The organism is Fodinicola feengrottensis, assembly GCF_039530045.1.
Taxonomy (GTDB): domain Bacteria; phylum Actinomycetota; class Actinomycetes; order Mycobacteriales; family HKI-0501; genus Fodinicola; species Fodinicola feengrottensis.
This window is the reverse complement of sequence record NZ_BAAANY010000009.1, coordinates 653,194-675,231: the sequence shown is the minus strand read 5'-3', so window position 1 is coordinate 675,231 and position 22,038 is coordinate 653,194. Positions and strand designations below refer to the sequence as shown.

Sequence of the window (22,038 nt, the reverse complement as noted above, 5' to 3'; positions counted from 1 at the left end):
CGAAGGCTATTCCGGCAGTTGGCGCGTCACCGGCCTACGCTGGTCCGCCGGGGCACTACTTTGACCACCATCTGACTTCAGTAGGGGAGATCGCCAATGCCCAGTTGCGTTCATGTGGGCACTGTCAACCCGGACATCGAGCCGCGGACACCGGGCGCTTGCGAGGACTGTCTCGCCGCCGGCACCCGCTGGGTCCATCTTCGACTGTGCCTGAGCTGCGGAAAGGTCGGCTGCTGCGACTCGTCGCCGTCCCGGCACGCGAGCGCGCACTTCGCCGCCGACGACCACCCGGTGATGGCCTCGGCCGAACCGGGCGAGAACTGGAGATGGTGTTTCGTTGATCAGACCCTGGTGTGAGGGAGTCCGGCACCGCACACCAGGGTCTGGCTCTTCGTGCCGCGGGAACCACTCACCACAGCAGGTTGTGAGAAGTTAACAGTATCGGGCGTGCGCTTGTAAAGCGTATCCGTGATACTTAACGCGTACGTACGACCCGGTTGTGCGGTTTGCGGCGATGAGGGGAGGCCCACTCGATGGGTGCCAGTTTGCGAGATGTGGCACTGCGGGCCGGCGTTTCGGTGAAAACCGTCTCAAACGTGGTCAATGGGTACGAGCACGTCACCCCAACTACCCGGTCCAAGGTCGAGGCGGCGCTGAAGGAGCTGAACTACCGGCCCAACCTGTCGGCCCGGAACCTGCGCCGCGGCAAGTCCGGCATCATCGCGCTGGCGCTGCCGGAGCTGGACTCGCCGTATTTCGCCGAGCTCGCCCGCAGCGTCATCCGCGCCGCCGAAGAGCGCGGTTACACGGTTTTGATCGACCAGACCGACGGGCGGCTGGAGCGCGAGCGGCACGTCCTGGCCGGCATCCGGCCGCAGCTGGTGGACGGCCTGATCGTGAGCCCACTGTCGGTTGGTCGAGAGGAACTCGCGGCGCGTACGGACAACACGCCGATGGTCTTGTTGGGTGAGACGGTTTTCGAAGGGCCGGCTGACCACGTCGCCATCGACAACGTGGCCGCCGCCGGCATCGCCACCGAGCACCTGGTCGCCCTCGGCCGGCGCCGGATCGCGGCCATCGGCGTCCAGCCGCCGGACGGCCAGGGCACCGCGCGGCTGCGGCTGCAGGGTTACCTGGACGCCCTGTCGACGGCTGGGCTGCCAGTGGACGAGGACCTGATCCAACAGGGAGCGACCTTCCACCGCGCGGATGGCATCCAGGCGGTCAAGGACCTGCTGTCGCTTCCTGAGCCGCCGGACGCAGTCTTCTGTTTCAACGACCTGCTGGCACTCGGTGCCATTCGGGGTGCGTACGAGATAGGCGCCCGAGTGCCGGACGACATCGCGATCGTCGGCATCGACGATATCGAGGACGGCCGTTTCTCCACTCCGACACTGACCACGATCTCGCCCGACAAGGAACAGATCGCCCGGCTGTCGCTGGAATTCCTGCAGTCCAGGATCGACGGCGACCGGGACGCGCCACCTCGCGAGGTGCAGGCGGATTTCCGTTTGATGGAAAGGGAAAGCACCGGCGGCCGGACGGCCGAATAATTTCTGCGCAGGGGCGGGTACGGTAATATCCGACCGGTTGGCGGCAACTACTGGGCAACCGGATCTTGCTCCCAAGCGTCTGAGGATTTATGACTACTCGGCAAAATGGCCGGCGATGGCCGCTGTTCGCTTTGGTGTTCGCGCTCAGTGGGCTCCTGCTGGTGAGTGCGTGCGGCAAGAAAACCGTCGCCGAGAGCACCCCGCGGCCGTCGATCAGCTCCCCGTCCGCACCGGCATCTCCTTCGCCCACCCCATCGGTGTCACCCTCACCTTCAGGTTCATCCGACGATGACGGCGGCGCGGTCGACGGCTCGCAGCCGCCCACCGCGCAGTTCCGTGGACAGCCGGCATCGCTGCCAGGCGGCGGAAAATCCCCGTTGCGTACGGTCGGCGGCAAGAACATCGCGTTGACGATCGATGACGGCCCGAGCCCCACGTACACCCCGGAATACCTGCGCCTGTTGGCCAAACTTCACATAAAGGCGGTTTTTTGCCTTATTGGGGAGAATGTCCAGCGGTATCCGAATCTGGTGAAGCAGATCGTGGCCGGCGGGCACCTGCTCTGCAACCACACCATGCATCACGACGAGCACCTGGGCACCAAGAGCACCAGCACCATCCACCAGGACATCACCGCCACCACCGCGGTGATCATGAAGGCCAGCGGCGGCGTCCGTCCGGTGTTCTTCCGGGCGCCCGGCGGAAACTGGACCTCACGGCTGCTCGCCGAATCCCGCAAGGTCGGACTCACCCCGCTGGACTGGAGCGTGGATCCGCGCGACTGGTCCCGGCCGGGGGTCGCCCACATCACCACGGTGATCAAGAACGCCAAACCCGGGTCGATCATTCTCTGCCACGACGGCGGCGGGAATCGTACCCAGACCTATGCGGCGCTGCAGAAAGCGTTGCCAGCACTGAAATCCCGTGGCCTGACCTTCGTCACACCACGACCGGAATAGATGTCAGTCAGCCGGCTGCAGGACGACGATCACCGTGCCGTCGCTCACGCTTTTGAGAGTGACCTGCGTCTGCGCGATGGTCGTCGTCTGACCGACGCGCAGCGGCACGGGTTTGGCGTTGATCGACACGGTCGCGCCGTCGTCGCCGACCGAATCCAGCCGTACGACCGTCTTGATCCGGTCGATCGTGATCAGCGCGCCAGCCCCGGAGAGGGTGGCCGTGCAGGTGGTGCCCTGACAGGTGGCCTGGCCGCTGGTCTGACCGCAGCCGGTGACCAGCCCGGCGGCCATCACGGCGAGCACAGCCGCCGTCGCCAGCCGCTGTCCGCGTGGCATCTCGCTCGCCCCATCTCGATCGCTGTAAGTGCTCCGTCAAGGTAATCCGTCACCGTTGCTTTGCCGCCGGCAGGTGCGGGCCGGCGGCCAGCGATGATGAGGGACATGCTGACGAGCCAGGAACTTCGCGACCAGTTGGCGGCCCACCGGCTGGTGGCGATCGTGCGGGGCGCCGACCCGGACGCGGCCCTGCGTACGGTCGTCACGCTGGTGACGGCCGGCGTGCCGCTGGTCGAGGTGTCGCTGAACACCCCGGACGCGCCGAAGGTCATCGCCGCCGCGACCGCCGAGCTGGGTGCCGCCGGCCTGGGCGTCGGCGCCGGGACCGTACGCACCGCTGACGACGCCCACCGCGCCCGCGACGCCGGCGCGACCTTCGTGGTCACCCCCGGCCTCTCGGCCGGCGTCACGGCCGCCGTCGACGCCGGTCTGCCCGTACTAGCCGGCGCCTTCACCGCCACCGAGGCACTCGCCGCGGACGCCGCCGGCGCTACCGCCGTCAAGCTCTTCCCCGCCTCCGCCGGCGGACCCAGCTACTTACGGGCCCTCCGCGACCCGCTGCCGGACCTGCACTTCGTCCCGGTCGGCGGGGTGGGAGCTGACGTCGTACGCGCCTACCTCAACGCGGGCGCGCTCGCGGTCGGCGTCGGCTCACCTCTGGTCGGCGACGCCGCCTCGGGCGGCAACCAGGCCGAACTGCGCGAGCGAGCCCGCACCTTCCTCGCGATGCTGGCCGAATAACAAGGACCCGCCGATTGACCCAGGTGCGGCGCGAAACTGTCGTACCCACACTGTTTTCTAGGGCGTGTCTCCTCATTCCAGGTGGATGAGGGTCGAGATCCAAGCGTCGTCCTGCGAGTGCCGGGCGGTCGCGCTCATACCTTTGTTGTATGAGTGTGATCGTCCGGTGCTCGCAGGCGGCGTTTGGGCTCGGCCCTCGCCGCCTGGGATGAGGAGACGCGCCCTAGCCCCCACCCAGTGATCGGGTGGGGGGTGGGTTTGAGGACGCGCGCGCGTCAAAAATTTCACCATCCGCGAGCTTGTCGTCACCACAGGCGAGTCGGCAACCGGAACGCCGAGTTCGCGAGGGACGCAACGAACCACCGGTTCGTACGGCTGCTACGCAATGTTCTTGCGCAGGATGATGAGGTGAGCCGCTGTTGCGGTCGCCCGGTCGGCCCTGATACTGACAGCGTGACCTCGTTGACCAGTAGCCCTGTGCCCATGACCGGATCGAACGCGGTGGCGTACGCGGAAGAGCATGCCGCGCACAACTACCACCCGCTGCCGGTGGTCATCGCCGAAGCCGAAGGCAGCTGGGTGACCGACGTGGACGGTCGGCGCTATCTCGACCTGCTCGCCGGCTACTCGGCGCTCAACTTCGGCCACCGGCACCCCGCGCTGGTCGCCGCCGCCACCGACCAGCTCGGCCGGCTAACGCTGACCAGCCGAGCCTTCCACCACGACCGGTTCGGCGAGTTCTGCCAAAAGCTGGCGCGGCTCGCCGGCAAGGACGCCGTGCTGCCGATGAACACCGGCGCGGAGGCGGTGGAGACCGCGATCAAGGTGGCCCGCAAGTGGGGCTACCGGGTCAAGGGCGTGCCGGACGGCGAGGCCCGGATCGTCACCTGCGGAGGCAACTTCCACGGCCGTACGGTCAGCATCATCTCGTTTTCCACCGACGAGGAAGCCCGCGCCGACTTCGGCCCCTACACGCCTGGCTTCGTCGTGGTGCCCTTCGGCGATCTGGAAGCCGCCGTCAAGGAGATCGCCGATCCGCGTACGGTCGCCATCCTGGTCGAGCCGATCCAGGGCGAGGCCGGCGTGATCGTGCCGCCGGCTGGCTACCTCGCAGGCATCCGGGAGGCCTGCACCAGGCACAACGTGCTGATGCTTGCCGACGAGGTGCAGTCCGGCCTTGGGCGTACGGGCGCGACCTTCGCCTGCGACCACGAAGACGTGGTGCCCGACATGTACGTGCTGGGCAAAGCGCTCGGCGGCGGCATCCTGCCGGTCTCCGCTGTGGTGGCTGACTGGCCGGTGCTCGGGGTGATCAAGCCGGGTGAGCACGGCAGCACGTTCGGTGGCAACGCGCTCGCGTGCGCGGTCGGCACCGCCGTGGTGGACTTGTTGGCCACCGGCGACTTCCAGCGCCGCGCCACCGAGCTGGGCGCCCACCTGCATGAATCTCTGGCGAAGCTGCCGTCCGAGGCGGTTGTCGCGGTGCGCGGCCGCGGGTTGTGGGCCGGTGTCGAGTTCGCCGAGTCGGTCGGCACCGGCCGGCAGGTCTGCGAGCGGCTGGCCGAGCGTGGAGTGCTGGCGAAAGACACCCACGGCTCCACCATCCGGCTCGCCCCGCCGATCGTCATCACCGCCGACGAGATCGACTGGGCCGTCGAGCAGATCCGCGCCGTCGTTTCCTAGCGGAGGGCGTCAGCTGCGACCGGGTCGGAGTCCTTCAGGAACTGGGCACAGCGGGCCGCTTCGTCTGCCTCGTTGATCGTGGCGGCGGCGCGGCCCAGCGCGTGCAGCGCACGCAGGAACCCGCGGTTGGGCTCGTGCGACCACGGCACCGGGCCGAAGCCCTTCCAGCCGGACCGCCGCAGCTGGTCCAGGCCGCGGTGATAGCCGGTCCTCGCGTACGCGTACGAAGCCACCGGATCGCCGGCCGCGAAGGCCCGATCAGCGAGCGCTCCCCAGGCCGCGCTGGAAGACGGGAACCGCGCCGCCACCGACGACAGGTCGCCGTCGCCGAGGGACTCCAGCGCGGCGGTCGCGGGGTCCACGGGCAGCAGGGTGGGAGCGGGTTCGCCCAGCAGGTTGTGAGTCATGACCCCATCATGCTCAGGTCACCAGACCGGCGACGACGCGACCTGGCCGAAGCAGCCGTCATCGCTAGTTGGGGATGGGGGCGGCGCCGAGGGGTTGGCCGGTGGCGGAGCGGGCCTGGAGGTGCCGGCCGGCGGTGCCGGGCGCGGGGTCGGCGACCGTCACCGACGACTGGTCGGCGACCTTGCTGCCGGCCAGCCATAAAGAGGCCGCGGGCGTTGCGGCGGAGCCCATAAGAGCGTGTACGGACCCACTCTGGCAGCTGCCCGCGACGACGTTGGGAACGGCGGCGATGGCCTCGACTCGTACGCACGGCATCGTGTCGTCGCCGACCGCGAAACCGGTGACCAGCCACGACCGGCCGCCGTCACGTACGAGCAGCGCCTCACCGGTGACCTGCTTGCCGGCAACCGTGGCCGGCGTGAACTGGCCGAGCTCGGCCACGTCCAGGGACCGTACGCCCAACTGGGCGCGGGCGGCCTTGGCCAGGGAGATCATCCGGCCGGACGGCAGCGCGTCGGACGACCAGCCGGCGGGCGGCGGGCTGATGCTGATGGCATTCGAGGTGGTGAACAGCGAGCCGTAGGCGGCGGTGCCGGACGCGATCGGTACGAGCCGGCCGCCGCGGATCCCCGAAACGTCGAAGTCGAACGGATCGTTCGACGGCATCTCGGTCGCCAGCGGCACCGGCTGGGACAGCCCATCGGCGGCTACGCCCGCGCTGGGGCCGGCGTCAGGAGCCGGCCAGCCGTCTTCGCGCAAGGTGACCTTGCTGGCGGCCAGACCCGGCGCGAACAGCAGTCGGGTGGCCAACAGGCCGTCCGGCAGGTAAATCGCGAGCGGCGCCGGCTTGGGCACTTTGGCAGCCCACTCAACAAAAGCACCGCCAGCCGCGTACCGGATCTGCGCGGCCGTCGGCTGGCCGTTCTTGTCGATGCCTTGCAGGACAACCCAAACGCCTTCCGAAGACGTGTTGGCGTAGAGCAGATGGACATCGCGTACGGCCGGATCGGCCTCCGCCCGGCGCACCCAGGACCGCTCGGCGACGGCGATCGCGGTCTTGTCCGTCACCCGGTCGCCACGCGGCGCCCAAGGCAGCAGGCCACTGCCAGCGGCCGGCGCCTCCAGCGCCACCGCCGGGTCGGCGGACAGCGCGGTGGTCACCGCTGGAATGCCCACCGCGGCAAGGATAATCACCACCACCGCAACGAAAACTGCGAGGAAGCGGCGGCGCTGCCGACGATCCAGCGCGAGGATCGCCGGCCGCGGATCGACCGGCACCAGGGGCGTACGGGCCGGCGCCGCGAACGACTCCCGCAGCAAGGTCTCGGTGGCCGATTCCTGGGTGTCCGGCAGGCTCATTCGACGACCTCCCGCACGGCCAAAGAATGCAGCGCCTCCTCGATCAGCCGGGTGACCCGGCGAGGCGGTTGGGAAATCAGCTCGGAGATCGCGTCGAGCTCCAGATTTTCGTCGTAGCGCAACACCATCAGCGCCCGCTGCAACCGCGGCAGCCCAGCCAGCCGATGCCAGAGATCCTCGGCTTCCTCGCTCGCTGGGGCGCCCGGCAATTCCGCCCGTACCGGCAGTGGGCGACGCCCCTGCCAACCAGTCAGCTGGGTCAGGGATTCCCGCCACCACGATGAAAGCGCGCCGGACAACATCGTCTTGCGGACGACCTGCTCGGCGCCGGCGAGCCGGGTGCTGCGCCAGTGCCGGTACGCACCAGCCAGCGCCGAGTCGAGCATGTCCTCAGCAGCACCGATGTCACCGGTCAGCAAATAGCCGAACCGGAGCAGGACGGCATAGCGGTAAGTAAGGAAGGCCTCGAACTCCTCCTCGTACTGCCGCTGTTTTTCCTTCGCCCGCCCCGATTTTTCGGCCACCACTAGTTTTTCAGCGAAGTCCCGGCCGAACTGAGGTTCTGGCAGGCTTCGACCACTCGGGCAGCCAGGCCCGCCTCGGCCGCCTTGCCCCAGGCCCGCGGGTCGTACGCCTTCTTGTTGCCGACCTCTCCGTCGATTTTCAGGACGCCGTCGTAATTCTTGAACATGTGGTCCACGACCGGGCGGGTGAACGCATATTGCGTGTCGGTGTCTACATTCATCTTGACCACGCCGTAGCTCACCGCGGCCGCGATCTCTTCCGGCAGCGAACCGGATCCGCCGTGGAAAACCAGGTCGAACGGCTTTTCCTTGCCCACCTTGGCGCCCACCGCTTCCTGGATCTCCTTCAGGATGTCCGGCCGCAGTTTTACGTTGCCTGGCTTGTAAACTCCGTGCACGTTGCCGAAAGTCAAGGCGGTGATATAGCGGCCGTTCTCACCGGTCCCGAGCGCCTCGACGGTTTTCAGGCCATCCTCGACGGTGGTGTAGAGCTTTTCGTTGATCTCGTTGGCGACGCCGTCCTCCTCGCCGCCGACCACACCGACCTCGATCTCCAGGATGATCTTCGCCGCGGCCGCCTGGGCCAGCAGCTCTTTGGCGATCGTCAGGTTCTCGTCCAGCGGCACCGCCGAGCCATCCCACATGTGCGACTGGAAGAGCGGTTCCTGGCCGTTCTTGACCCGCTCCGCGGAGATCGCGAGCAGCGGTCGTACGTACGCGTCGAGCTTGTCCTTGGGGCAGTGGTCGGTGTGCAGCGCGATGTTCACCGAATACTGCGCGGCCACGTGGTGCGCGAACTCGGCCAGCGCCTGCGCTCCGACGACCATGTTCTTGACCGTCGACCCGGACAGGTATTCGGCGCCGCCGGTCGACACCTGCACGATGCCGTCGCTCTCGGCCTCGGCGAAGCCGCGGATCGCCGCGGTCAGCGTCTGCGACGAGGTGACGTTGATGGCCGGATAGGCGAAGGATCCGTCCTTGGCCCGGTCAAACATCTCGGCGTAGACCTCGGGCGTGGCGATAGGCATTCCAACCGCTCCTCTGTATCGAGCCAGATACGTTCCGCGGGTCACCCAGCCGCAGCCAGGTCGACCTGCGTTTACCCTACCGGCCGGGGTCTCGACGCAGCGCAGGGTGCGTCGGTGTTCACGCCCGGGTCCGCCGCGCGTACGCGCGGTCGCTTACGCACGTTACGGGTGGGGCGACTGCGGCCTGGGTGACGGTCGAGGCGGCGGTGGGTTGCCTTGGTCCGGCGGTTCCGGGCCGCTCCGGACATTCCGCCGCCGCGCTTCCTGCGCGGCCTGGCGTGCGCGCTCGTTGATTCGGTACGTACGCGCCGTGATGCCCGGGTCCAGCTGGACCAGATACGGATCCGGCGGAGCCGCGGACCGCTGCGGACTAACCGCCGCGGGACTCGTCGGCTGCCCGACAGCTCGGGCGACCAACCCGTCAATGACCAGCTGTTGCCGGCTGGAGCTGGCGATCAGCTCCGCGACCGCCCCGGTTAGCTGGTCGATCTGTTGACCTTGAGTCGCGATGAGGTGATAGGCGGCGTCCCTGGCCTCGGTCAGCTCGGTGAGCAACTTTTCGGCATTGCGGGTCCTTTCCTGCTCAACCTTGCCTTTGCCGATAGCCCGAAGATTCTCCGGACCTTTGGTCAGCAAAGTGCCCACCACGGTGGCTGCGGCCGGCACCGCGAAAGTGGCCAGGTCCACGTGGACCGTCTGCGTCGCCAACCAACCGGCATACACGGCTTCGTTGTACGCCGCCAACGTGGCGGCTCGGGCGATCACGTCAACGCTGCTTTTCTTTAGACTCTCCCCGCCGGCACCCAACAGCGCCCAGGTTTTCGGGCGGCTCCCTTGAAATCTCTTCTGGGCAGCGGAAGCCTTCCGCATTCCGGCGGCGAATCCGGACCGGGTCGGCTCACTAGACCCGACCCCCGGAACGGTCATAGCGGTTGCAGATAGGCGCAGCGACCGGCCACCAGCAGCGGAATCGCGGCGGCGAAAATTGATCCGAGGCCTGCCCTGTCGTACGGGATGACGGGATCTTGGTCAAGCCCACGGAAAAATTCTCCGACGCTGTCCCACATCGACTTGTTGTTATGAGAAAGGCCCCAGAGCGTGTAGACCTCGCTCAACACGTGAAAAAGCACGTTGCCGTCCCGGCCAATCCGGAAGTATTCCGGGGACTCTCTGGTGTTCCCCAATCCCTCACCGGTCGGGAAAAGTCGGTGTGACCGAAGAAACTCGATCATCGAGTCCGCAGCCGGATCGAATTCGACCAGCAGCCCGGTGTCGACCAGCCGCTGCACCGCCGCCGCAGCGTCCAGCACGCCGGCCATCGACCCGGCGGTCTGAATGAGCCGATCCCGGGTCAGCTCCAGCTTGGAATGCACGTCGATGTCGGCGAAGGCCGAGACCCACGTCAGGAAGGATTCTCGCTGCAGGCTGACCGTCCCGTAGCCCAGAATGATCTCATAGCAGTCCGGCTCGGCGCCCAGCTGCACGTCCGGATCCGGATTCCAGCTCGGACCGTTCGAGAACCCGACCGGGACAATGATGGTGGCCACTTGCCCTCCCCGTAACTTTCCCCCAGACTCCCGCTCCAACTGCCAGCGACGCGTTGGGAGCGGTTATCGTACCAGCTTAAGCGACAAGGGTTGGCAAAATTTTGTTGGAAACTCTAGGAAACTCGCCCGTGCATTTGCACGTGCATTTCCGTCCGATTCGTTTCCTACCCTTACCTTTTCGGAGTTTGTCCACGAAGACCGACACCACGAGATCACTCGCTCCCACCCGCTTCTTCGAGGATTTCGCGAGCATCGCTGGTCACCCCCGCATGACCTGAGTCTGGCAACTGTTAGCCGAGTTGGGTGAGGAGTTTGCGGGCGGCTATTTGGATGGGGTCCCAGGTGGGGGACAGCGGTGGGCAGTAGCCGAGGTCGGCGTCGACGAGGTCGGCGGCGGTGAGGTGGTGCCAGACTGCGACGGAGACGACGTCGATGCGCTTGGCGACGCCGTGGCCGCCGATCAGCTGGCCGCCAAGGATCGCACCGGTGGTCGGGTCGGCGACCAGCCGGCAGGTGACGGACGGGGCGGCTGGCATGTAGCCAGACGCGGCGGTGCCGTGGATCGTGGCTTGTACGTACGGGCGGCCCTCGGCGGTCAGTTCGCGACAGCTCAGACCCGTACGACCGACCTCGACCTCGACGCCGTCCGCCCAGAAACCGGTGATGGCCGTGCCGATGGCACCGGCGAAGGTGGCCTGGCCGCCGCCGATGGTGATGCCCGCGACGCGGGACTGCTTGTTGGCGTGGGTGCCCAGCGGAAGGTGGACGGGCCGCTCCAGCACCCGGTGCCACACCTCCGTGCAGTCGCCGGCCGCATAGACGTTCGGCAGCACCTGCCCGGCCCGCCGGACCCGCAACTGCTCGTCCGTACGAATGCCACCGGACGGGCCGAGCTCCAGCCCGGACGCGGCGGCGAGTGAGCTGCGCGGACGTACGCCGAGGCCCAGCACCACGAGGTCGGCGGGCAGTTCGGACCCGTCGGCCAGCATCACCCCCGTGACGTGCCCATCCGCGCTGGTCAGGCCGGCGGCGGAAGTGCCGGTCAGGACGGTGATGCCGACCTTCTCCATGGCCGTACGCAGCTCCACCGCGATGTCCGCGTCCAGCGAGGACATCAGCTCGGGCGAGCGGGACACCACCGTCACCTGAAGCCCGCGCCGGTGCAGCGCGTCGGCGATCTCGACGCCGATGTAACCGCCGCCGCAGACCACCGCACGACCACCCGGCAGCCCGGCCACCTCGTCCCGCAGGCCCGCACCTTGGGGCAGCGTTTGGGCGAAGTGGACGCCGGAAACCTCGTCCTCAATGGCCTCGGTGAACCACGGCGGCCGGACCGGTGCGGCGCCGGTACCGATCACCAGGTGGTCGAACCGCAGCGCCAGTTCGGCACCGGTCGCGTCGTCGCTCATCGCCAGCAGACCCGCGGACAGGTCGAAGCTGGTGACCCGGTGGTGCAGCCGTACGTCCACCGCGTACTTCTCCCGGAACGTGCGCGGATCGCGCGCGACCAGCGAGTCCGGGCCGTTGGTGACCTGGTCACCGACCCAGTAGGGGATCCCGCAGGCTGAGTACGACGTGAACTCACCGCGTTCGAGCGCGATGATCTCCAGGTCCTGCGGTCCGCGCAGCTTGCGGGCCTGTGAGGCGGCCGCCATCCCACCGGCGTCGCCGCCAACCACCACCAGTCGTTCGGTCATAGCAGCGATCCTCACCGGCGCCGCGTCGAAAAGCCAAAAGACAGCCACCGTGCGGCTGGCCGGTGCGACCGCCATAGACTCCGGGTGGTAACAGAGGGAGGAGTCATCCGAGTCAGCGGCGTTCCGGTGAGCACCATCATCGTGACCGGCATCGGGGTGGCCGCGATGTTCGGGCTCGGTTGGCTGCTCAACCCGGTCAGCGCCACCGTGATCGCGGCCGACATCCCGCTGCCGGTCAACCTCTGTCGGGTGGTGACCCGCGAGCTCATCGACGATCTGGTGCCGTCCCCCGGGCTGATGGCCGCCGGCGACAAGCCGGTGACCGCGCAGTATTCGAGTTCCACCTGCCACGTGAGCACCGCGGCCGACGCCGGCCGGCAGATCCCGCACGCGGAGCTGGGCATCGTGGTGAACCGCTACCGCGGCAAGGACGCCGAGGCGCACGCGGCGGCCACGCTGGCGTACGAGCGGCGCCTGGACGACGTGTCGCCGGCCTATCACTCGCTCGACGGACTGGGCGACGAGGGCTATCTGACGCACGGCAAGAAAGCTGGCACCGATCCGGTCACGTCGATCGTGGTGGCCCGGGCCGGCAAGGACATCGTGACGGTTCGGTACGAGGCGATCGCCGCCTCGCAGGACCTCGCCGACCGGGCCGCGGTCGCACTCGCCCAGCTGGTGCTCTATCGCGCCGTGGTCAGCCGGTGAGGCACGCGAGCCGGTGGACGGTCCTGGCCGTCGTCGGGATCCTGGTGCTGACCGTCGCGTTCTTCGCCGGCACGCTCGTACGCTCCGCCCTCCAACGGCCCTCCAACGTCGTACGTGCGGTGCCCAAACCCACCGCGAGCCCGTCGCCGCCGTTCGTCGGCTGGGCCGCCCGCCCGCCCGGCTTCAGCACCACCAAGCAGCCGATGCCGCTGGTCGGCCCGATGTTTGACCCGACGCAGGACCTCGCCGTCCGCGGCGATCTCGGGCTGCCCTTCGCATTCCGGCTGCCCAAGGGCTGGGCCTGCGTGCCACTGACGACCGACGCGACTTATGGCATCCGGTCCGACTGCGTGGATGGCGGCGCCGCCTCCTTCAAGATCCAGCTGCGGGTGATGGCCCGCGACTGCAGGGGCGGCTGCCCCACCGCCGTACGACAGCAGCTGACCGCCAACTGGCCGGGTCTGTGGGCGCCGCCGACCGGCACCGACTGGACCGCTGTCGGCGCGTCTGCCAGCTATGCGCAGGTCACCGCCACCGGCCGCTACCACCTGTGGGCCAGCCTGTTCACCATCTCCAACGGCACCCAGGGCCGCATGCAGGTCGCGGTCGCGGTGGACGGACCCGTCACCGACACCCGGTTGACGCAGCAGATCGTGAACGACATCCGTACCCAGGCAGGGCCATGATGAGCCGCCGAAGCATCCTCATCGTCGCCGCAGCGTTGGTGGTCGCCGCGCTGGTCATCGGCATCAGCTGGTACGCCATCGCGCACCCCGCCAGCAGCACTTCGGCCCTTCCCGACGGGCCGTCGGTGCAGCCCAGCAGCGCGGGTCCGGCGGCGTCGGCGAGCCCATCCGCGACAGCGACGCCGAGTGCGCAGAACCCGTCGCCGACCGGCTCGCCCACGCTGCCCGGCGAGCCGAGCGTCAACCCGGACGCGCTGCCCAGGCTGCCTTTCGACGTGATCCTGCCGGCCAGCTGGTCCTGCGCGACCGACACCGCGGGCCTGGGTGGCCTCGGGTACGAGTGCGCCAACAGCAGCGACCCCGGCAAGGTCACCGCCCGACTGCGGTTGATCTGGCGGGCCTGCCCAGACGACTGCCCGGTGGAGCGGCAGAACCTCTACAGCGTGGACTGGCAGGTGGCCTGGTACGGCGAGGTTCGCCGGTTTACGCCGGTGGACCGGCAAACAGCCACTCTGGAGACCAATTCGCCCTCGGCGTATTTCTCCGCGCTGTCCCGATTCACGAAATACGACGACTCGCCGTACAACTACGTGGTGGTCGTCGAGGGGCCTCCGGCCGCGAAGCCGCTGCTGTCCGCGATGGTGGCCAGCATTCGTACGAACGCGGGCTGACCAGCCGAATAAACCGGCAAATACCTGCTGATCATTACATATCCCCCTTCGGGGATCTTCGACCGCAATTCGGGATATTATAGGTAAATCTGCGCGGCCAGCGCATTGACCAGCGGCAACGCTGTAGGTACCTTTCGATCGTCTCGAAAGATGAGGAATTTATTTCCTCCCGCTCATCACCTCCTTCGCCCCCGGAGGCATCTCCTTGCGCACCGCGAGTTCTGTGCTGCCCGGCCACCGGTCTGGGCGTTGTCCGCTGGTGGTCACGGCCGGCCTTTCCCTACCACTGGGAGAATTCTGATGCCCACAACTCCGTCCGGATTCGGCCGCCGGGCCGTGCTGGCCGGCGGCCTCGGCGGTATTGCCGCGGTAGCCGGCGGCAGTGCGCTCCCGATGGCGGCCAGCGCCGGTCCGATCAGCCCGGCGAACTGGCCAGGCCGGGTGCGTACCGGCGCCGAGGTGGCCGCGGCCGCGAACTGGTCGATGTTCACCGGCCAGAAACTCGGGGTCATCTCGAACCCGACCGGCGTGCTGCCCGACTACAGCCACATCGTCGACTCGATGGTCACCAACAAGAACCTCACCATCACCGGAGTTTTCGGTCCGGAGCACGGATTCCGCGGCAGCGCGCAGGCCGGCGGTTCGGAGGGCACTGGTACGGACGCGCGTACCGGCCTGACCGTCTACGACGCCTACGGCGCGAACATCGCGAAATTCCAGGCACTGTTCGACAAGTCCGGGGTCGAGACGGTGATTTTCGACATCCAGGACGCCGGCGCGCGTTTTTACACATATATCTGGACTCTCTACAACGCGATGGCAGCGGCGGCCGCGAGTGGCCGCAAGTTCGTCGTACTGGACCGGCCGAATCCGATCGGCGGCCAGGCGGACGGCCCGCTGATGCGCCCGGGTTTCACGTCCGGTGTCGGCCTGAAGGCGATCGTGCAGCGGCACGGCATGACGGTCGGCGAGCTGGCCAGGTTCTACGACGGCGAGTTCTTGCAGGCCGAAGTCGGAAAAAAGCTGGGAAAGAACCTGACGGTGATCCGCTGCACCGGCTGGCAGCCGAACATGCTGCCGGACCAGACCGGGGTGCCGTGGGTGCCGCCGTCGCCGAACATGCCGACTCCGCAGACCGCCCAGGTTTACGTCGGCACCTGCTATTTCGAGGCCGTACCCATCTCCGAGGGCCGCGGCACCACCCGGCCGTTCGAGTTTATTGGGTCACCTGACCTGGACTACAAGTACGGCGATCGGCTCAATGCCCGCAACCTGCCCGGCGTACGCTTTCGCGAAGCGTATTTCGTCCCGACTTTTTCGGACCATGTCAACCAAACCTGCGCTGGGGTCGAGCTGACCGTGACCGACCCGCACCGCTACCGGGCGATTGAAACCGCGGTGGCGATGCTGGTGGAGGCTCGCCGCTATCCGAACTTCAGCTGGGTGCACACCGGCAGCCAATACTGGCTGGACCTGCTGTCCGGTTCGGACCGGCTGCGTACCCAGCTCGACAGCGGCATGGAGGTGGCCGACATCGTCGCCTCCTGGCAGAGCGAGCTCGCCGCTTTCAACCGCCAGCGCGCGCCCTACTTGCTGTACGGGCACCGGTAATGAACCACATCGACACAGAAGGGAGTCGGCGATGAAGCGCTTCGCGGCTTTGGCTATTGGCGTGACCACTCTGGTCTCGGCCACCCTCAGCGGTGCCCTGCCGGCCTCGGCGAGCCCGGACTGGCCCGGGTCGGCGCGCGGTTTCGACCAGCCGTATTCCGGCTTCGCGTCGCCGTGGACCACCCTGCACACCGGCAGCCCACGGCAGGCCGGGATGACCGCCTCCGAGTTGGACAAACTGCGCCCGTCGCTTAGTGCTTTCCTGCAGAAACAGGCAAACGGCTTCCCGATGTATCCGGGCGCCACCTGGATCGTCGGCCATGACGGCACGATCGTGGACAGGGAGGCCGTCGGCGACGCGGTGAAATATGCCGACGCCACCAACGAACTTCCCGCCGACCAGCAGATTCCGGCCCGTACGAACACCATCTACGACCTCGCCAGCATGACCAAGCTGTTCACGTCGATCCTGATCGTGCAGCTGATCCAGAGCGGCAAGGTCGGACTGGAGAACCCGGTCGCGCAGTACGTGCCGGAGTTCGCGGACGGCGGCAAGCAGGCGGTGACCGTACGGATGCTGCTGACGCACACGTCCGGCCTGCCGTCCGGGCTGCCGCTGTGGAGCGCGTATCCGGACCCGGCGTCGCGGCTGGACGCGGCCGTACGCGCGAAACTGACCGCGCCGCCGGGCACCCGCTACCTCTACTCCGACCTCAGCATGATCAACCTCGGTGTGCTGGCCGAGCGGGTCACCGGTAAGAAACTGGACCAGCTGGTTCGCGAGCGGATCACCGGGCCGCTGGGCATGCACGACACGATGTACAACCCGCCCGCGTCTCTGCAGCCGCGCATCGCCGCCACCGAGTTCCAGGCCAACCCGCCGCGCGGAATGGTGTGGGGCAGTGTGCACGACGAGAACGCGTGGTCGCTGGGCGGCGTGGCCGGCCACGCCGGCCTGTTCTCCACCGTCGACGACCTGGCGATCCTGTCGCAGACGCTGCTGAACGGTGGCACGTACCGCGGCTACCACATGCTCTCACCGCAGTCGGTGCACACGATGTTCACCAACTACAACCCGACGCTGACCGACCCGGAGGCGCAGCACGGGCTGGGCTTCGAGCTCAACCACCGCTGGTACATGGATGCGCTGTCGAGCCCGGAAACGGCTGGTCACACCGGCTACACCGGCACGTCGATCGTGATCGACCCGCTGTCGCACACCTTCGAGATTCTGCTGACCAACCGGGTGCACCCGAGCCGCAACTGGGGCAGCACCAACCCGTCCCGGCTGGCCGCCGCCCGCTACACCGCGGAGGCGTTGCCCGTACACCCGGCGGACGGGCCGGACGAGTGGTTCGCCGGCTACGGCGACAAGCGGACCTCCGGGCTCACGCTGCCGGTCTCCCAGCCCGGCAAGCTCGGCTTCGACCTGTTCGTGGACACCGAGGCCGACTCGGACATCCTCAGCCTGACGGTGTCGACCGACAACGGCACCACCTGGACGGCGCTGCCCTTCTCGGCCACCTCGCCGGCGATCGGCGCGGCCACGTACCAAAACGGTCAGATCTCCGGCTTCACCGGCCGTCGCTGGATGAAGGCGACCGCTGACCTCAGCACCCTCTCCGGACCGGCGTTGGTGCGCTGGCAGTACGTGACGGACCCGTCTGAGGAAGGCCGTGGCGTTTACGTCGACGGCGTCAGGGAAAGCGACGGGCACCGGACGCTGGTGGACACCGAGCGGCAGCCGTGGCTGCTGCAGGCGGACGGCTTCACTCGTACGGACCACTGACCCTCGATTTTGGCCGCGGCTTCGTCTGCGGTTTTGGCCGCGATGCCTCATCGCGGCCAAAACCGTCGCGAACTCTTGTGGCGAGGTCGAGAGATGGTCGAAGATTGCTCCTAACCTGAATCTGCGCTGAGACCGGCCGGCCAGATAGGACGGGTCACCCGGTAGCCTGGGAACGGTGAGCCTCCGCGAGTACATCCACGACACTCTCGCCCAGAAGCAGAGCCTGTCGTTCAATCCGCTTGACCCGAAGTCATATATCGAGCCATTCGGACTTTTCGGCGTATACGCGGTGCTGTTTGCCGAAACCGGCCTGCTGATCGGCTTCTTCCTGCCCGGTGACACGCTGCTCTTCGTGGCCGGTGTGGGCACCACCAGCGTCGCCGTCAAGGTCGCTGGGGCCCAGCTGAGCCTGCCACTGCTGCTGATCGGCTGCCCGCTCTTCGCCACCGCCGGCGCCCAGGTCGGGCATTTCCTCGGCGCCAAGTTCGGCCGGGCGATGTTCGAGAAACCGAATTCGGTGATCTTCCAGAAGAAGTACGTCGACAAGGCCGAGGGCGTTTTCAACAAGTATGGCCCGGGCAAGTCCGTGGTGCTGGCGCGTTTCATCCCGCTCGTACGGACGTTCCTCAATCCGGTCGCCGGCGTGCTGGAAATGTCCGCCAGGCGCTTCTTCGTCTACAACCTGATCGGCGCGGTGCTCTGGACCGACTCGATCATCCTGCTCGGCCACTTCCTCGGCGAGCGCTTCGGCAACTTCCCGATCGACAAGTTCGTGCTGCCGGTCATCGGCGGTGTCGTGCTGCTGTCGCTCATCCCGGTCACCATCGAACTGGTCAAGAACAAGCGCGAACAGCGCCGCGCCGCGGCCACCGCCAGCACCCACGAGCCCCGGCACGCCGACCGCTCCGCCTGATTCCGGGCGGCACTCTCAACAATCCAAGCCGTTCTGGCCCCTCCCGTACCGCATGTCCATGGCTACCGAATGTGGACGCACCTCTATCACCAAACGTCATTTGGTGACTACTGTTGGTGTTTTGACCAACTTCGGGGGTGCGTCGATGCTCGATGGCGATCAGCGCCGGGTGACCTTCCTCGACCGGGTCCCGTCGCACCGACGGTCCGACCTCGTGTCTCGAGGCCGACCCGCCCGCTTCGCCTCCCGCCAGGTCCTGTTTCAGCAAGGCGAACCCGGTAATCATGTCTACCTACTGAGGACCGGCCGGGTGAAAGTCGTCCGGATCGAGCCGGACGGACGCACCACGCTGCTCGCCGTCCGTGTCGGTGGAGATCTCATTGGCGAGACATCCGTGCTCGATGGGCGGGACCGGTCCGCGACGGTCACCGCTCTCGCACCCGTCACCGCCCATCGGTTCGGCGCTGACGAATTCCATCGGGCGATGGAGGAATGCCGGCTTGCCCCCGACCTGATGCGCTACGTCACGGGAAGGCTGCGTGAATCGGACGAACTGCGCGCGGAGATGGCTGTCCTTCCCGTTCGTGCCCGGCTCGCCCGCACCTTGATCCGGCTGACCAACAGCTGCGGATCCGTCCGAGGTGACGAGGTATGGATAGAGGTTTCTCAGGACGACCTCGCCCAGGCGGTCGGCGCCTCCCGCAACATGATCGTGAAGGAGCTGACACACCTGCGCGGCGAGGCACTCGTACGCACCGGCCGGCGACTGGTGGTGCTCCGAGATCTCCCCCGACTGCACCGCATCGCCACCGACCGGGCATGACCATGGTGAGTCCGCCGTCACGGTCTTGTCTGCCCAATAGTGGGCAGAAGCCGTAGGCAGGCGGGGCGAGGCTTATATCCGCCTTCTCCCCCTCTCATCGGAGCCGACCATGCCCGTCGATCCTGTCAGCCCGTACAGCCGACCTGCGGATCTTCCGCCGTACCAAGGCATTCTCGTGGTGGACGCGGAAAAGTTCACCGCCGCGCGGAGTCGCGACCACCAGCCGCTCAGCACGGAGATCGCTCGGGTGGTGGCCGAGGCTGCCCGTCGCAGCGGGTTGGCCGCTGCCTGGGCCACCCCCAGGTTCTTCAACAGCACCGGCGACGGCGTCGCCATCGGTGTGCCCACCGAGTTGCTCCCCCGCCTGGTGCATCCGTATCTGCGGTATCTCCAGGAAATCCTGGCCGAACGCAATGACAATGCCCGCCGACAAGATCCACTGCTTCGGCTTCGAGTCAGTCTCAATGTCGGTCCACTGCCGGGCAACGGCGACAACCCTTTCTTCGACGGCAACGGAAAACCGCGCAACGACGCACACCGCCTGCTGGATTCGAAAGTCGCCAAGATGATGCTCGCGGCCAGCAGCGACACCGTCACCCACGTGGTGGCGATCCTGTCCGATCGGGTCTATGAGGATGTCGTCGAAGGCGGCTACGCAGGCCTACATCCAGACCATTTCGTCGATGTTTCGGCCGTGGTTCCTGGAAAATCCTTCACCCAACACGCCTGGCTGCACATACCGGCACCATCGGCGAACCTGCTGCGTGGTGGCGTTCTTCCGGCCCCGCCCGAAGAATCTTCCACGCCCGCACCAAGGCAGGAGGGAAAGAACGACCACGTCACGATCACGGCCCACGATGGCGCACAAGCGGCGGGAACGGTCCACGGCGGCATGACCATGTATCGCCGTCCGCCCACGGAGAGGGGAGACCGGTGACCGAGCCGACGGACATTCCCATGGAAGAACCCGGAATCGCCGATACCGAATGGGGAGCGCTAGACGCGGACGAGACAGCTCGGATCGACGTAAGTGCCAACGCCGGCCAAGCAGCGGGCAAAGTTTTCGGCGGTCAGAACACGTACACGATGTACATCGGCACACCAATTGCCGATCGGGAGATGCCGCACACCAAGCTAAGCGACGAATTTCTCAAGGAATGCAAGCGTACGTACGTCGACCCCGGCTTCATCGACGCCAACGGTCAGCACCACACCTTGGAGGGGGCCAAAGGGCACTTACACAAAACGGGCGCTGTGATCCTGGTCACGGATCCAGGTAACGGCGCGGAAACCTCAGCGATGCGTTTACTCGCGGAGCTCCCCGGAATCGAACGAAAAGTGGTTTACGACGTACCGAACCGAATTCTGCAGGACACCCTTCCGACCGAGCCAAGAGCCGGCTACCTTCTCAGCCTGGACACCGCGGATCCGAAGGTCATAGAGAAGTTGTCCCTGTCTTTCATGTCATATGTACGTACGATCAAAGACTGCGGGTCCTTCCTCGTTCTATGTCTGACAGCCGAGCACTGGCGAGAACTGCAGGCAGGTGCGACCGAACTGGTGTTCACGCTGCCACGACCGGACTCGAGGCAGGTCCTTGCATCCCGACTGTCAGCCGCGGGAATCTCGGCCGGGCCGTGGCTGGGGAACACCTCTCTGCACAGGCTGTGGGCCGACAAGCCGCCACGAGCGGTCGCTCGATTGGCCGCGTTGATCGTCGATGCGCGTAAAAGCCCATCGCAGTCGGAGAAATCTGACGAACAGATCACGAACGACGTACTCGCCGCCTACCACAACTGGCGGGACAACCTGGAAAAGTGGTTCGCCGATGAGTCCAACACCACCGAAGCGCGCCTCTTCCTTCTCGCCACTGCGATGTTGGAAGCAGAGCCAGCGCCCCAGGTGGTGCGTGCCGCCGAAGCGCTCGCCCAGGCGTTGGGAGACCAGAGCGCCATCAGCAGTGGGTTTTCCGGTCCGGGAGCACACATACTGGCAACTGCCATCGAGGCGACCATCTCGTCAGACGGGTGTGTCGCCTTCGACAAGCCGGCGTACGCCCCCGCGGTACTCAGCTTCGCGTTGCGGGACCGCTCATCCTCCTTTCGGCGGGACGTTTGTCATTGGATCGCACGGCTTCCCCGCCTTAATGGCTATCCACGGCAACGGATCGCGGTTTCGACGGCACACCTGCTCTTGGACGTGGCCGAGCAGCACACTGATCTCGGTCTGGTTACCGCAGTCGCGATCGACTGGGCCAAAGCGACGGGAATGCGGCAGGCCGGCGTCGACCTGATAGCCAGTGCGGCGCTGCGCCCAGGGATCGGCCCGCGGCTCCGGGAACGCATGGGGCAGTGGACGCGGGAAGGCGCCAGCGCCGCGTTGTTGTCCGTAGTCGCGAGCGTGTGCGGTGGGCAGCTGATGGACTATTACCCGACCTATGCCCTCCGCCGGTTGCGAGCGCTAAGTCTAGATAGTCGTGAACAGGTTGCCGACGCGGTCATCGACGCCGTCGTCTCGACTTGGACTCGTCCCGCTCAACGCCAGGAACTCCTGACTGAAATTGTCGCCTGGCTCGCTTCTGGGACGCAAGAACAGGGTGCGGTCGCGCTGCCCGCTCTCACCGCGATCAGAGCAGCGTCTGGCGCGCATTTCCTGGACTTCATCACCGATTTCAGTCATCAACAAAGCGTTTCCGCAGCGGTCGCACGGGCCTGTGACGAACCGAGTCTGCGGCCTCGGTTGCCCGCGCTGATCGATGGTTGGCTGGAGGACTGCTCCGAGAGTCCGGCGCGAACTGAGCGAGTAGTCGCGGTGCTGAGCGGAGCTGTTCGCATCGAGCCAGCTGACGTTCGACGACTGATTTTCCTGGAGAAGCTGCTCTTTCGCTGGCAGCCGGTCAGTGCCGACGAGGTTCGGCCAGACCGCCGAAGGCTCCGGGACCTAGCGCAGGAATCACTTCACCACGCCGATCCGCTGATCACCCGATGATTCGTACGGAGGTT

At 66.9% G+C, this 22,038-nt stretch carries 22 protein-coding genes; 14 read left to right on the top strand and 8 right to left on the bottom strand.

The window, feature by feature from the left end; translation table 11 throughout:
* The first annotated feature begins 96 nt into the window (after positions 1 to 96).
* From ABD301_RS15705 to ABD301_RS15695, 3 genes are all read left to right on the top strand, one after another.
* Complete coding sequence (locus tag ABD301_RS15705) at positions 97 to 357, top strand: UBP-type zinc finger domain-containing protein (protein ID WP_163572314.1); 261 nt, start codon at positions 97 to 99, stop codon at positions 355 to 357.
* A gap of 176 nt (positions 358 to 533) precedes the next feature.
* Positions 534 to 1,553 (top strand): LacI family DNA-binding transcriptional regulator, encoded by a 1,020-nt coding sequence (locus ABD301_RS15700; RefSeq protein WP_163572313.1) that lies wholly within the window; start codon positions 534 to 536, stop codon positions 1,551 to 1,553.
* An 89-nt stretch (positions 1,554 to 1,642) separates the two neighbouring features.
* A complete protein-coding gene (locus tag ABD301_RS15695) occupies positions 1,643 to 2,512 on the top strand; it encodes a polysaccharide deacetylase family protein (RefSeq protein WP_344310998.1) in 870 nt (289 codons plus the stop codon).
* A 3-nt stretch (positions 2,513 to 2,515) separates the two neighbouring features.
* Here the strand turns inward: ABD301_RS15695 and ABD301_RS15690 are convergent, their stop codons facing one another.
* Positions 2,516 to 2,848 carry a hypothetical protein gene (locus tag ABD301_RS15690; RefSeq protein WP_344310996.1) on the bottom strand — a complete coding sequence of 111 codons (333 nt, stop codon included), beginning with the start codon at positions 2,846 to 2,848 and terminating at the stop codon, positions 2,516 to 2,518.
* A gap of 105 nt (positions 2,849 to 2,953) precedes the next feature.
* Here ABD301_RS15690 and ABD301_RS15685 point away from each other — a divergent pair, with 105 nt between their 5' ends.
* Both ABD301_RS15685 and rocD read left to right on the top strand, forming a co-directional pair.
* Positions 2,954 to 3,589: a bifunctional 4-hydroxy-2-oxoglutarate aldolase/2-dehydro-3-deoxy-phosphogluconate aldolase gene (locus tag ABD301_RS15685; protein WP_344310994.1), complete on the top strand. Its 636-nt coding sequence runs from the start codon at positions 2,954 to 2,956 to the stop codon at positions 3,587 to 3,589.
* A gap of 483 nt (positions 3,590 to 4,072) precedes the next feature.
* Positions 4,073 to 5,272 carry an ornithine--oxo-acid transaminase gene (rocD, locus tag ABD301_RS15680; RefSeq protein ID WP_344310992.1) on the top strand — a complete coding sequence of 400 codons (1,200 nt, stop codon included), beginning with the start codon at positions 4,073 to 4,075 and terminating at the stop codon, positions 5,270 to 5,272.
* Here rocD and ABD301_RS15675 read toward each other — a convergent pair.
* The 7 genes from ABD301_RS15675 to ABD301_RS15645 form a co-directional block, all read right to left on the bottom strand.
* A complete protein-coding gene (locus ABD301_RS15675; RefSeq protein WP_163572309.1) occupies positions 5,269 to 5,679 on the bottom strand; it encodes a DUF3151 domain-containing protein in 411 nt (136 codons plus the stop codon). The two genes, rocD and ABD301_RS15675, sit on opposite strands and share 4 nt — an antisense overlap.
* A 64-nt stretch (positions 5,680 to 5,743) precedes the next feature.
* Positions 5,744 to 7,039 carry a hypothetical protein gene (locus tag ABD301_RS15670; protein ID WP_344310989.1) on the bottom strand — a complete coding sequence of 432 codons (1,296 nt, stop codon included), beginning with the start codon at positions 7,037 to 7,039 and terminating at the stop codon, positions 5,744 to 5,746.
* A complete protein-coding gene (locus tag ABD301_RS15665; RefSeq protein WP_344310987.1) occupies positions 7,036 to 7,563 on the bottom strand; it encodes a SigE family RNA polymerase sigma factor in 528 nt (175 codons plus the stop codon). The genes ABD301_RS15670 and ABD301_RS15665 overlap by 4 nt, the downstream gene beginning before the upstream one ends.
* Positions 7,564 to 7,565: 2 nt before the next feature.
* A complete protein-coding gene (gene fbaA, locus ABD301_RS15660) occupies positions 7,566 to 8,591 on the bottom strand; it encodes a class II fructose-bisphosphate aldolase (RefSeq protein WP_344310985.1) in 1,026 nt (341 codons plus the stop codon).
* 162 nt (positions 8,592 to 8,753) lie between these two features.
* Positions 8,754 to 9,356 (bottom strand): hypothetical protein, encoded by a 603-nt coding sequence (locus ABD301_RS15655; RefSeq protein ID WP_344310983.1) that lies wholly within the window; start codon positions 9,354 to 9,356, stop codon positions 8,754 to 8,756.
* Positions 9,357 to 9,514: 158 nt separating this feature from the next.
* A complete protein-coding gene (locus ABD301_RS15650; RefSeq protein ID WP_344310981.1) occupies positions 9,515 to 10,138 on the bottom strand; it encodes a hypothetical protein in 624 nt (207 codons plus the stop codon).
* 290 nt (positions 10,139 to 10,428) lie between these two features.
* Positions 10,429 to 11,835, bottom strand: a complete 1,407-nt coding sequence (locus ABD301_RS15645) for an FAD-dependent oxidoreductase (RefSeq protein WP_344310979.1) — start codon at positions 11,833 to 11,835, stop codon at positions 10,429 to 10,431.
* Between the two features lie 126 nt (positions 11,836 to 11,961).
* On the opposite strand from ABD301_RS15645, the gene ABD301_RS15640 reads away from it, so the two are divergent.
* The 9 genes from ABD301_RS15640 to ABD301_RS15600 all read left to right on the top strand — a co-directional run bounded on the left by ABD301_RS15640 (position 11,962) and on the right by ABD301_RS15600 (position 22,024).
* On the top strand, positions 11,962 to 12,543 hold the full coding sequence (locus ABD301_RS15640; RefSeq protein WP_163572302.1) for a hypothetical protein: 582 nt from the start codon (positions 11,962 to 11,964) through the stop codon (positions 12,541 to 12,543).
* A complete protein-coding gene (locus ABD301_RS15635) occupies positions 12,540 to 13,229 on the top strand; it encodes a hypothetical protein (RefSeq protein WP_344310977.1) in 690 nt (229 codons plus the stop codon). The genes ABD301_RS15640 and ABD301_RS15635 overlap by 4 nt, the downstream gene beginning before the upstream one ends.
* Positions 13,229 to 13,900 carry a hypothetical protein gene (locus ABD301_RS15630; protein ID WP_279582357.1) on the top strand — a complete coding sequence of 224 codons (672 nt, stop codon included), beginning with the start codon at positions 13,229 to 13,231 and terminating at the stop codon, positions 13,898 to 13,900. The genes ABD301_RS15635 and ABD301_RS15630 overlap by 1 nt, the downstream gene beginning before the upstream one ends.
* Positions 13,901 to 14,200: 300 nt before the next feature.
* Positions 14,201 to 15,511 (top strand): exo-beta-N-acetylmuramidase NamZ family protein, encoded by a 1,311-nt coding sequence (locus ABD301_RS15625; protein ID WP_344310975.1) that lies wholly within the window; start codon positions 14,201 to 14,203, stop codon positions 15,509 to 15,511.
* Between the two features lie 31 nt (positions 15,512 to 15,542).
* The gene (locus tag ABD301_RS15620) at positions 15,543 to 17,300 is read left to right on the top strand and encodes a serine hydrolase domain-containing protein (protein WP_163572298.1); all 1,758 of its coding nucleotides are present in this window, start codon (positions 15,543 to 15,545) and stop codon (positions 17,298 to 17,300) included.
* A gap of 175 nt (positions 17,301 to 17,475) precedes the next feature.
* Positions 17,476 to 18,213 (top strand): DedA family protein, encoded by a 738-nt coding sequence (locus tag ABD301_RS15615; RefSeq protein WP_279582354.1) that lies wholly within the window; start codon positions 17,476 to 17,478, stop codon positions 18,211 to 18,213.
* 52 nt (positions 18,214 to 18,265) lie between these two features.
* Positions 18,266 to 19,036: a Crp/Fnr family transcriptional regulator gene (locus ABD301_RS15610; protein WP_344310970.1), complete on the top strand. Its 771-nt coding sequence runs from the start codon at positions 18,266 to 18,268 to the stop codon at positions 19,034 to 19,036.
* Positions 19,037 to 19,145: 109 nt separating this feature from the next.
* Positions 19,146 to 19,973, top strand: coding sequence for a hypothetical protein (locus tag ABD301_RS15605; RefSeq protein ID WP_344310968.1), 828 nt, complete (start codon positions 19,146 to 19,148; stop codon positions 19,971 to 19,973).
* A complete protein-coding gene (locus ABD301_RS15600; RefSeq protein WP_344310966.1) occupies positions 19,970 to 22,024 on the top strand; it encodes a hypothetical protein in 2,055 nt (684 codons plus the stop codon). The genes ABD301_RS15605 and ABD301_RS15600 overlap by 4 nt, the downstream gene beginning before the upstream one ends.
* Positions 22,025 to 22,038: the final 14 nt, after the last annotated feature.